This window comes from Pirellulales bacterium (assembly GCA_035499655.1).
In the GTDB taxonomy this organism is placed as follows: domain Bacteria; phylum Planctomycetota; class Planctomycetia; order Pirellulales; family JADZDJ01; genus DATJYL01.
This window is the reverse complement of sequence record DATJYL010000203.1, coordinates 1-11,893: the sequence shown is the minus strand read 5'-3', so window position 1 is coordinate 11,893 and position 11,893 is coordinate 1. Positions and strand designations below refer to the sequence as shown.

Here is an 11,893-nt window from a genome sequence, read left to right as displayed (position 1 = left end):
GCCATAGATTTGCCACCTGCTTCCGATCGCTTCGCTACCGACAAGGGCACGGAAGTCCCCGACTTCCGCCGCGAAGTAGTGCCATTGCTGGGCCGACTCGGTTGTAATACGCGCGCTTGCCACGGTAGCTTTCAAGGTCGGGGTGGATTTCGTCTTTCGCTCTTCGGTTACGACCTCGATGCCGACCATCAAGCGCTCCTGGCCGGTAATCCGCCCCGCGCTAATCGTGATGACCCGGAAGCCAGCTTAATGCTTCGTAAGCCCACGTTGCTCGAGGATCATGAAGGTGGTCAACGGATGTCGGTCGGGTCGTGGGAATATAATCTGCTTCGGAAATGGATTGCCGGCGGTGCCCAGGCGACCCTTCCCGAAAGTGCTGAATTGGAACGAATCACGGTCACCCCTTCGGCGTATCGCTTCCATCAATGTGGCGATACCTTTCAGTTGCGCGCCGTTGCCCATTGGTCGGACGGGTCAAGCGAAGATGTGACGTGCCTGTGTCGGTTTCGCAGTAACGACGATTCCATAGCCTCGGTGGATGCGAACGGTTTAGTGACGGCCCTGCGCGCAGGCGATACAGACATTGTGACGTTCTATGACAAGGGCATCGTACCGGTTCAAGCGTATTTGCCGGTTTCGGAACTGGTGGATGCGAAGTTCCCACCGGTTCCCACACCCACGAAAATCGATGAGCTGGTTGTCGCGAAGCTTCGTAGCCTGGGAATTGTTCCTTCGGAGTTATGTAAGGATACCGAGTTTCTACGCCGGGCTAGTCTTGACATCACCGGTACGCTGCCCTCCGCCGGTGAAGTGAAAGCATTCATCGCTGATGCGTCACAGGATAAGCGTCTGCGGAAGGTGGACGAATTGTTAGATCGACCGACCTATGCTGCCTGGTGGACCACCAAGTTGTGCGATCTGACGGGTGACAATCCACAATATCTGAAGCAGGCCGTGCAGTACACCGATGCTGATTCGGACGTCGCGGCAGCCCAGTGGTATTACTGGATTTATCAACGCGTGCAGGACAACCAACCCTATGACAAGCTCGTTGCCGGACTCGTGCTGGCGGCCAGTCGCGATCCAGGCCAGACCTATGAGGATTATTGCCGGGAATTGGTTGCTCAATCGCATGGGAATCCGACTGCTTTCGCACAGCACCAAACGATGCCTTGGTATTGGGTCCGCAGCAACTTTCGCAAGCCCGAAGAAATGGCATTGGGTTTTTGTTACACGTTTATGGGAATTCAGCTGCAATGTGCTCAATGTCACAAACACCCCTTCGACCAATGGACCCAACAGGACTTTGCACAATTTGCCAAATTATTCAACCGGGTTGCCTATGGCGTGGCGCCCGATGCCAAACAAGACTATGACCGACTTCTAAAAGAGGCCGATCTGGACCCGAAGGCGAACAAGCGGGAAAATCACGAGAAACTCGTGCAGGCCTTCCAGGATGGCAAAGTTATTCCACAGCAAGAATTATTCGTCGCTACCACAGACGCGACGCAGAAAGCAAACAGCAAACGAAAAGTGCAACTCGCCGGTCAAGTGAGCACCACCAAGGATGCCAAGTTACTGGGGGGTGAAACGGTCGATCTTTCGCAATACGACGATCCACGACGCGCCGTGTTTGAATGGCTGCAGCGCGATGCAGACCGTTATTTTGCCCGGGTATTTGTGAACCGTGTTTGGGCCAACTATTTTGGCGTTGGCATCGTCGATCCGCCCGACGACCTCAATTTGGCCAATCCGCCGAGCAATCCCGAGTTACTGGATTATCTCACCCGGGCGTTCATCGATCATGGATATGACATGAAATGGCTCCACCACGAAATCGTTTGCAGCCGCACTTATCAACTCAGTTGGAAACCAAATGACACGAACCGTCTCGATCAACGCCATTTTAGCCATGCGCTGCCCCGACGTCTTCCGGCGGAAGTACTGTACGATGCATTGCTGCAAGCTACGGCCAACCGCCTGGACAACGCGACCATGGCCGTGAGACTCGAGGGACGGTCGATTGGTCCCCCAGCTGGCGCCGCAGACGTGCTGAAAAGAGGTCGGTCCGACAACGGAAGATATGCGCTGACAGTATTTGGGAAACCGAGTCGAACGATGAATTGTGATTGTGAGCGCTCCAATGCGCCAAGCCTATTGCAGACGCTCTATCTGCGCAACGACAATGATTCGCTGCAATTAATTGAGCGCGAGCGAAGTTGGCTACGAGAATTGACAAGTGCACAGAATTCGGCCCCGCAGAATATCACGCTCCCTGGCAGACAATCCAAGGAAATAGCTTTGAACTCGCTGACTTCAGTCACGCCACTTGCAAACGTCGAGGACATTGTTCGGGAGGCGTATTTGCGCACCTTGAGCCGGCCGCCCAGTGGAGATGAATTGTCTATCGCTGAACATTCGTTGCAAGACGCCACCCCTGAACGAGACGGATTGCGCGACTTATTATGGGCCCTCGTAAACACTAAGGAATTCATTACCAACCACTAAGTTCAAAAAGATCGGATTGCTGAAACAATCATGCAAGCCACGAACTATTCCTCGCGCACCACAACGCGTTTCTTCATCAACTCATAATGATAGGTCTCCTTCCATGAAGTTGCATTACCTGTGTAGTGGCATTCGGCGCCGTGATTTCATTAAGGCCGGCGTATTGGGGAGCATGGGCATTTCGTTGGCAGGCTATCTCCGGTTAGCGCGCTCGGGCGAGCTGGAATCCACGCAGGCTAAAAGTGCGATCTTTATCAATTTAGCGGGGGGGCCATCACATCTTGATACGTTTGATATGAAACCACAGGCTCCGAGCGAGTATCGAGGCGAATTCAGTCCAATTCCAACCAATGTGCCTGGCATTCAGTTCTGCGAGCATCTGCCCAAGCTGGCCCACTGCACCGACCTGTTTGCTATTCTGCGCGGAGTAAGTCACTCGCTCGCCGCCCATGCGCTGGGCACGCTGTACATGAACACCGGCAATCGACCGATCCAATCGCTAAGTTATCCTGGTTACGGCGCCGTGGTCAGCAAAGAGCGACCGGGTGATCCCGAGCTGCCAGCGTTTGTCGCGATTCCGGACACGCCACAATCGGGAGGCTATCTGGGCGTCCAGTTCGCGCCTTTACAAACCAACGCGGTGCCTGTGGCAGGCAAACCATTTTCGGTAAGAGGTATTGCGCCGAACAAGGAGATTCCTGCTCCGGCGCTGGAACGACGACAGAAACTACTTTCCGATTTGGATACGGTATTTAATGGCTTGGAGAAGAACGATGATTTAATCAGTGGCCTGGATGAGTTCTCCGTCGAAGCCTACCAAATCATTACGTCGCCAAAAGCGCGGGAGGCATTCGATCTGTCTCAGGAACCGACCGCGGTTGCTGAGCGATTCGGCAAACATCCCTTTGGACAAAGCTGCTTGCTGGCGGTCCGACTGGTTGCGGCTGGTGTCCGATTTGTCACCGTGAACTTCGGAGGCTGGGACACCCACAGCAACAACTTTGAACAGTTGAAAAATGGCAAGTTGGCGCAACTTGACGATGGGTTATCTGCAACCTTCACCCACCTGGCCGAACAGGGTTTGCTGGAAAGCACCTCCGTCTTTGTCACCGGCGAGTTTGGACGCACTCCCAAAATCAACCCCAGGGCGGGAAGGGATCACTGGCCGCAGGCCATGGTGGTATTGCTCGGAGGTGGAGGCATGAAAGGGGGGCAAGTTATCGGCGCCAGCGATGACCGCGGCATGGCCCCAGTCGGCGATCTCATCACCCCGGAAGCGGTGGCGGCGTCATTTTATCACAGTCTGGGCATCGATTTTACTAAAGAATACCGCACTCCCACAGGCAGGCCCGTCATGATTGTCCGTGAGGGACGAATCATCCAACAGCTTTTCAGTTAAACGCAAGCTGCAACCGGCTTTGCATAATATCTCACGTCAAGCCACAAAATGATGAAGATTGCAGCGGTGCTGTCGCAACAGATCGCGACGGCACCATCGTTTTTGTGCAAAGCCATGCCCACGGCCCGGCGTGGGCATGCGGTGAAACTGTTTGGTCCCTAAGCCCTTAATCGAGCCTCAGGCATGGTCCAAGTGATCGCCAAATTGATTAGATTTAGCCTTTGATTCTAATTTCAATAAAACATTTCGGTTTTGCTCAAACAATCTACAAAGTGCTTGCAAACTAAAGAATCCAGCTTAAAGTAAGGAAACTAGACTTTAGACTTACCCCCTTATTGTAGCAGACGCCACTTTTTACCTCCCCAGAGCGGGGCCATCCTCCATTCTTGTGACTACCCCCATCGTTATTAGATGGTCTTCCAACGACCACGACGATGCGCCAGGTAGTTTAAAAAATCGCATTTGGCGATCGCCAACAGTCCTCAGTCCACGCCCACTTTGAAATTCATCTAAGAATCCCGGACGATAAAAAGGAGAACTGGATGCCAATTCTTACATCTGAGACGAACCTCTACCCAGTGAATCTTTTGGAAACCCCGCACCTTGATCGCAGTTGTGAAAAATGTCTCTCGGATTGGTGGGTATTCTATACACGGGCGCGTCAGGAAAAGAGCCTGTCCCGCGATCTGCTGCAGCGCGAGATTCCCTTTTACTTGCCGCTGGTGCCGCGTCGATTGCTCATTCGCGGCCGCCCTGTTCACTCGCTCGTTCCTTTGTTCACTGGATACGTGTTCGTTTTCGGCTCGGACGACGACCGTGTGCGGGCGTTAATGACCAATCGCGTGGCCCAAGTATTCCCGGTCATGGATGCGGAGCAACTGCGCGGCGACTTACTTAAAATTCAATTGCTGATTGAAAGCGGGGCAGCACTGACCGTTGAATCGCAGCTAGCGCCTCATCAACACGTACGCATTCGCGCAGGCGCGCTGGCTGGTTTGGAAGGGAGTGTCATCAGGCGTAAGAACGAAACACGGCTCATGGTCTGGGTGACCATGCTCCAGCAAGGAGTATCGTTGGAGATTGATGATTACCTCCTCGAGCCTGTAGGTTGAATTTCTATCCGTAAACACCAATGCAGGAGCGAAGGCGCCGAGAAATGATCGGGGCAACGATACTGTTTCGAAGCCACGTCGGAGGGGTAGAGCAGTGGTTCCCTGGAAGAAATTTGCGGAGCTGCCCGGCGGACTCATGTCACCACCGGAGAGCTTGACGGTCGCGGTGTTGGAGCCTTCATCTCCCAATTAACGTAGTAGCTGGGGGGATGCGGGAGCGGGAGCTGCGCCGCTTGACTGCAAGAAGTACCCTGGGGGGAGCGGAGCGTCGGATTCCGTTGCGGATGCGACAGGGGCACCCGACTCAGCGCGATGTGCAGCTGCAGGTGCATGAGCGGGAACGGTTGGTTCCGGCCTGCTGGAACTCGCTGGTGCGGGACTTTGTAAAGCTGGCGGCGGCAAAGGCAATTGCTCTGGATCCGAAAGATCTTGTTTTTCGCGGTGCTCTGGCAGCGGCAACTCCTCGAGCGACGACGACTGGTCCGGGACTGTGGATGGCCCCAACTGAGAGCAATCCGTACCCCACGGTGTCCACGAAGTGGGATGGTAGCCGTGACACACCGGATCCAAAGGTGCTACGCAATAAGCTTGGCAACCATAGCACCAGTTGGCTGGATCCAATGGTGCGATGCACTCCGGTTCACACGGCATAGAGCATGTTGGCGCGCTGGCCGTGGGCCGTTGACAGGGACCCACACAGCCACCGACCAGCAGGGCACAGAACCCTGCCGCAGAGGCTTTCAGCCACATTCCCCCGAATTCTTTCATGCCCGTTTCACTCCTCGCCTTCCGCCTCGATCAATCGTAACGGTGTTCCGTCGAAAAAGATCAGAACCCGCCCCCGTTGTTGCCATTCCCACCGTTTTTCAGGTTAAACACTGTGCTGCTACCCAACAATGTGATGCCAAACACGCGTTCGATCGGCGAAATGATTTTCGCTAGGCAATTGTCGAGCGAGACCAGCTTATCTTCCGCGACATAGACTCGATCGCCAGGCAGCAACTGATAGTTCGTCGTTGCATCGCCGCGCTGTGAAATGGCACACCAGTCGACGGGCAGAATTTGGTCGTGACCTTCGCACGTGTGACCAGGCCGAGCAACCCAAATCTTGGTCGAAGATACCGACGTAAATCCGCTGATTTGAGCAATCGCGTCCAGTACCGTATCATTGCCGGTGATTGGGTAACGGGTGACGCCGTCACCCAGGCCGGCCCCTTGGGTGATGATGTAATAATTTTTGCTGTTATACGCAAACACTTCGACGGAGACCTCCGGATCTTGCAGCGTTTGCGATAAGTAACTCTCGATCGACGCTTTGGCCTCAGCCACCGTTTGGCCGACGACTTCCACGTTGCCGTAGCTGCCCAGGGTGACCGTGCCATCTTGAGCCACCAAATGTTGGCCGGCGACTTGCTGCTTACTGGCGATTTCACCCAGCGATACGTTCAGCACCGGCTCGCGCAACGTTTGTTTCAGTTGTGCCGCGATGGCTTGCTGAGCTTCTTCCACCGTCTTGCCGGCCACCGACACGACACCGTACGGATTTCCCAGGTTAATTGTGCCGCCTGGATCAATCACAAACGTGCCGGAAATGGGAGCATCGGGCAACGCATTGGTTACTTGCAGTACGAGTGAATCGAGGATTCTCAAATGATACGGAAACTTGGGAACTACCCGAATCGCATCGATTTGCAGAATGTCCGGGGGCTCAATCCGGTACGGCGGCAGGATCACTTTGGTAAGTTCCCGCGGTGCTGTCCGTTGAACCGGCACGGCAGGTGGTACGCTGGGTGGGACCGGGGCATTCGGGATGGAGCGACACCCCACTGCGCATGCCACTGCTAACCCGGCGGCCCATCCCAGGAGATTACCCAACTCGTACTTCGGGCGAGAGGCTTGCATCAAGCACTAAATCTCACGAGCTTACGTAACGATAGACACATCGGCCGCAACGAGGGACTAATCGATATAATCGGTAAAATCATCCCGGTCGACGCAGTTTTTTCCTGCTAGCGTTCGCCGAACCCGCCCGGAATACAAAGTTCCCGCCGAGATTTCTCGATGACCGTTCAAGTTCCGGTCGTGATAGCATCACCATTCGTGGCCCGAGCTGGCGCCATCGACAGCTTGCCAGAAATCATCCCCCGGTTGGGACTGGCTGCAACCTTGGAAGAAGCGGCTCTGCTGCAAGAAGAACTGCAGCGCCGGCGGTGAAAACTGCCCGTACCAGCACAACCCTCAGCTATTTTCGTCCTGTCTGTGCGGCAGCCTTCCCGTGCGAAGCAGCGGCGTGAGTGGCGCCGCTGCTCGCATAATAGTGCGAGACGTTATTGAATGTACTGCCGACACCTGTGGGTGACAGCGTGAGTGCAAACTGTTGCTGTTGGGTTTGCTGAATCTGCTGCTGGTTCTGCTGCAATTGAATGATTTGCTGCTGCGCGATCTGATTGGTTTGGCGCTGTGCCTCGAGCGGTTGCACAAATGTTTGATAATTGGGAAACGGGCCGGCATTGGGCCGTGTCAAATATAAATATGGACTGAGCGTGGGACTGGCTGGCCGATACGACGGCACTGCTTGCTGAGCCTGCACATCAGCCACCGCTGAAAGCAGCGCCAGCAAGATCGTCGACGAAAGAAACTTGTTTCGCATGGGAATGCCAGAATTCAATAACCGCTGACCTGCTACGATACAATCGGAATTCAGGCTCGCATTCTCTCATTTCTTTAGCTTATATTTTCGGCATTTATTGCCTAATGGTAAAGTTCCCAAATGGTCAGCCTGACCACATTCTCCGGTCCAGCCGCCTGACCGAGTTGCTGGAGACTTTCCTCACTTACGTCGTCTACGCATGGCATGGCAACTCTCCAGATGTTGCCCGCGAGCATTACGTACAAATCACGGATGCACATTTTGATCAGGCGCTGCAGAATCCGGTGCAGTTAGGAGCCGAATTGTCTCGCAATGCTTCGCCTCAAAACAAACAACCCCTCACAACTGCCGTGAGTTGCGTGGGGTTGCGATACTATACTAACGTACAGGCGGATGGGGAGGGATTCGAACCCACGGTGGACTTTCGCCCACGCCGGTTTTCAAGACCGGTGCCTTAAACCGCTCGGCCACCCATCCAATTCGCAGATTTCTCGGCTTCATGACCTTATTATCTCTTCCGGTTTGCCCCTTTACTGTCGTGTTTATGGCTGTTTTGGCATCCGATCGGCGGCTGATACGAAATTAACGATCGCACGGTTGAAATGACCACTGTACTTAACGCCGTATATTTCGAAATTATCGCAGGGCCAAAGTCTACCACAGTCAAAAAAACCCGGCCAGACTTACAGCTTTTCCCAAAGGCCAACCCTTGTTTCAAAGTAGGTTGGTCAAGTCTGCTAGACCCACCGCCAATTTGCGACAACTACGGCTGATTCTGGTTTCAAAGCAGGGTGGGTCTTGCTTCGCTCGACCCATCCTACAGTTTTGCTCAGAATCAAAAAGAAATCGGCCCTAGCTTTCCCCATACGACAGGGCAAACAACACAAAAGGTTCGGCAACGGCGGCCACGTGTAATGGATTATGCTCTCCGAGACATGTAATGTAGATTATCTATGTGCGGCTTCGCACAGCACTGTTCATAGGCCGCACAGTATTTTCAAGGCAGATGCGGCCGGCGCCAACACAAACCACAACTAGACGCGGTAGTTCCCGGCATATTCGCACGAATCGGAAGGTTGTCATTGGCTTAGACAAGTCGGCACGCTGCTTGCTATTGGTGGATGCGCAGCATGACGCTTGAAATCTATCGATTGGAATTACTCTGATGTTCGATCCCAATAAGGTTGATCTGCTGTTAGTCGACGACGATGCGGAATTCCGCGGCACGGTGGCTCGGCGCTGCCTGCGCCGCGGATTCCAAGTTCAGGAAGCATCGTCGGGGGAAGATGCCTTAGGAATGGCCGAGCGGCGGCAATTCGATGTGGCTGTCCTCGATATGGTCATGCCTGGCCTGTCCGGTTTGCAACTTCTGGAGAAATTGAAAACATCGAATCCAGAATGCGAAGTGATTATGCTGACCGGGCAAGGGTCTATCGAAACCGCGGTCCAAGCGATGAAGCTGGGCGCCGTCGATTTCCTCTCCAAGCCCTTCCCCCTGGCCGAGTTGGAAATTCTCATCGAAAATGCTTACGAAACGGGCCAACTTCGCAAAGAGAACCGCCAACTCAAGACGGTTTTAAGCCGCAACCAAACCGATTCGGAAATTATCGGTAAGTCGGCCGCCATGCAAGAGGTGTTCCGTTTGATCGAGCGCGCAGGTCCCACGGATAAAGCAATTCTGATTCAAGGCGAAAGCGGCACCGGCAAAGAATTGGTCGCCCGCGCCCTGCATCGTCAAAGCACGCGCGCCGACAAGCCCTTGGTGGTAATCAACTGTGCCGCCTTGCCCGAATCGCTGCTGGAAAGCGAGCTTTTTGGGCACGAAAAGGGCGCTTTTACCGGCGCTGCGGCTATGAAACCAGGCTTGTTCGAGGTGGCCGACGGCGGCACGTTATTCATCGACGAAATTGGCGAGTTGGCTGGCTCCTTGCAGGCCAAATTGCTGCGCGTGCTGGAAGATGGCTCCATGCGACGCATTGGATCGGTCAAGGAGCGCCGAGTGGACGTGCGGCTACTGGCGGCCAGCAATCGAAACATGGCTAAGGAAGTGGCTGCGGGGCGTTTTCGAGAGGACCTCTTTTACCGCATCAATGTCATGTCGCTCCAATTGCCCCCCCTGCGCGATCGAAAAGGCGACATCACCCTCCTGGTCAATCATTTTTTGGGGAGCCAGTGGTCTGTCGATCCCCGGGCGATGGCCGCCATCGAAACTTACCATTGGCCCGGAAATGTGCGCCAACTGATCAATGCGATCGATCGGGCCAAGATCATGGCTGACGATAATACGATCTATGTTGAAGATTTGCCTCCCGATATTACCGAAGCTCGTTCGCACAACGGGCGCTCCTCGGCGGAACCGGTGGGCGACGAGCTGGCAGGCATCGAGCGGGCCCATGTGTTGGAAGTCTTCAACCGTGAACGGGGTAATAAAAGTCGCACGGCTAGAGCCCTTGGCATCAATCGCCGCAGCCTGTATCGCTTGCTCGAAAAATATCATATCGAGAGTCCCGAAAGCCCTCAGGACGTATAGCGGCCGATCCGGGTGTCGTCCGTGCCTATCGCCAATCGATCGCCCGTTCTCCGGCGTTGCGCGCTACAAAGACGCCCCCGTCCCAATGTCCGTCTTGAGCAGAATAAAAAACCGGCTTCCTTGCCCCACCTCCGATTCCACCCAAATCTGGCCCGACTGTTGTTCGATGATACTCTTCGTGAAATACAGCCCCAGCCCCGACCCTGGTTCGTTCCGGTGACGGGGAAGCCGGCGAAAGGGAACAAATATTCTCCGCAGTTCCTCTGGCGGTATTCCCGGTCCGTTGTCGGCTACACAAAAAATGCAATCCTCTCCTTCCAGCCGGGCGCTAATCTGAATTCGCCCAGGCCGCTTGTCGATAAACTTGGCCGCATTCGAGAGAAGATTGTAAAACGCTTCGCGAACCTTCACCGCATCGCCGCATACCCACGGCAACGGTCCAGACACCACCAATTCAATCTGCTTTTTCTCCAACAGTGGTCTGACGGTATCAGCCGCCTGATTAATTACCAGCTCGCTGGAAAATACCTCCCCGTTTTCGCCAGACTGACTCGTTAGCGCGGAGTTTAGCAACTCGTCGATCGTCTGGCTCATGCGATATGCCCGGTTCTTCGCCGCGTCGATCAATTCGCGGGCTCCAGCCGGCATTTGCTCGCCGAACTCATCCAGGGCCTCATCGCACAGGTTGGCCATCGTGCCCAAGGGAGTTTTCAAATCATGGCTCGTCAATTGGGCAAATTGCCGCAATTCCGCATTCGCGTGATAAACCATCTCCAGCGCCTGCTGCAAGTTCTCCGTGGCATGCTGGAAATATGCGTCCAACGTCAAGCCAATGTCGAAAAAAACCGCTTTCATCAGCGACAATCCCGATTCCACGAACTCTTGCATTCGCGCATCGTCGTTGTCCAACAGCCGGCGAAAGCAAAACTGCAAGTACTGATTGTATGCCCCCAAAAACATCCGCGGATGTATCCCCACCTGGGCGTGTGCATCTCCCACTCGCCGGCGCCGCTCGACATATTCTTCGTTCCACACGGCCTGCAGCATCGATTCCAAATGCGATTGCTGCGCCACCTTGAGCCGCTCCACCAGCGCCGGATCTTGAAGGAAACGTGCGCTCTCCTCAAAGCGGAACAGATGCCGATAAAACGCTTCCACAAACTCGGCGTTGCCCGCAGTCAGCGCCGGCGCCATCGCCTGCAATCGCTCCCAGTCCGTCTCATCCATTTCCAAATAGGCCAATTGGCGGGCCACATCAACCGTTTCGTCCACCGGTGCGGGGGAACTCATTTGCTGGCGGGTTTTTCTCCTGTCTTTACTCATCGCTGGGTAAGCCCCGCTCCCTCAAAGGCAGAAACGTAAGTCCCGGCACCGTATTGGCTGAGACGAAGAAAACTGATCGAGGATTCAAAACGCGCAGCGTGCGGATTTGACACAACTGTGCGGACCAGAACACCACGTTCACAGTTTATCACATATAAATCTGACCGTGGATACCTGCCGCTTTGCGAGGTTTTTGCGATTCCAGGCCACGCGGGGCCTGTTCCTGCGCGTCGTCGATTCGTGGCATACGTTTTGCCTATTCAATACTCCGGCTGTGGCATACTCAACACAGTACTCGTGCGGCGTGGGTATTTCGGCTGCTTCCACAGCGCAACCTCCCAAATCAGCGCTGGAAAGCACGCCTTTGTTTT

9 protein-coding genes and 1 tRNA gene are annotated in these 11,893 nt (G+C 54.6%); 6 read left to right on the top strand and 4 right to left on the bottom strand.

The window, feature by feature from the left end:
- The 3 genes from VMJ32_15075 to VMJ32_15065 form a co-directional block, all read left to right on the top strand.
- On the top strand, positions 1–2,508 hold a 2,508-nt coding region (locus tag VMJ32_15075), incomplete at its 5' end, for a DUF1549 domain-containing protein (GenBank protein ID HTQ40345.1).
- Positions 2,509–2,524: 16 nt separating this feature from the next.
- Positions 2,525–3,907, top strand: a complete 1,383-nt coding sequence (locus VMJ32_15070; GenBank protein HTQ40344.1) for a DUF1501 domain-containing protein — start codon at positions 2,525–2,527, stop codon at positions 3,905–3,907.
- 542 nt (positions 3,908–4,449) lie between these two features.
- Entirely contained in the window at positions 4,450–5,019 is a 570-nt protein-coding gene (locus tag VMJ32_15065) for a transcription termination/antitermination NusG family protein (GenBank protein HTQ40343.1), read from the top strand.
- An 828-nt stretch (positions 5,020–5,847) separates the two neighbouring features.
- Here the strand turns inward: VMJ32_15065 and VMJ32_15060 are convergent.
- Positions 5,848–6,792 (bottom strand): polysaccharide biosynthesis/export family protein, encoded by a 945-nt coding sequence (locus VMJ32_15060; GenBank protein ID HTQ40342.1) that lies wholly within the window; start codon positions 6,790–6,792, stop codon positions 5,848–5,850.
- Between the two features lie 288 nt (positions 6,793–7,080).
- On the opposite strand from VMJ32_15060, the gene VMJ32_15055 reads away from it, so the two are divergent.
- Positions 7,081–7,233, top strand: coding sequence for a hypothetical protein (locus VMJ32_15055; GenBank protein HTQ40341.1), 153 nt, complete (start codon positions 7,081–7,083; stop codon positions 7,231–7,233).
- 28 nt (positions 7,234–7,261) lie between these two features.
- On the opposite strand, the gene VMJ32_15050 is transcribed toward VMJ32_15055, so the two are convergent.
- Both VMJ32_15050 and VMJ32_15045 read right to left on the bottom strand, forming a co-directional pair.
- Complete coding sequence (locus VMJ32_15050; protein HTQ40340.1) at positions 7,262–7,669, bottom strand: hypothetical protein; 408 nt, start codon at positions 7,667–7,669, stop codon at positions 7,262–7,264.
- 390 nt (positions 7,670–8,059) lie between these two features.
- Positions 8,060–8,146, bottom strand: a tRNA-Ser gene (locus VMJ32_15045).
- Positions 8,147–8,834: 688 nt separating this feature from the next.
- On the opposite strand from VMJ32_15045, the gene VMJ32_15040 reads away from it, so the two are divergent.
- Positions 8,835–10,199, top strand: coding sequence for a sigma-54 dependent transcriptional regulator (locus VMJ32_15040; GenBank protein ID HTQ40339.1), 1,365 nt, complete (start codon positions 8,835–8,837; stop codon positions 10,197–10,199).
- 63 nt (positions 10,200–10,262) lie between these two features.
- On the opposite strand, the gene VMJ32_15035 is transcribed toward VMJ32_15040, so the two are convergent.
- The gene (locus tag VMJ32_15035) at positions 10,263–11,489 is read right to left on the bottom strand and encodes a protoglobin domain-containing protein (GenBank protein HTQ40338.1); all 1,227 of its coding nucleotides are present in this window, start codon (positions 11,487–11,489) and stop codon (positions 10,263–10,265) included.
- Between the two features lie 199 nt (positions 11,490–11,688).
- Here VMJ32_15035 and VMJ32_15030 point away from each other — a divergent pair.
- A partial coding sequence (locus VMJ32_15030; protein HTQ40337.1) for a hypothetical protein occupies positions 11,689–11,893 on the top strand: 205 nt, incomplete at its 3' end.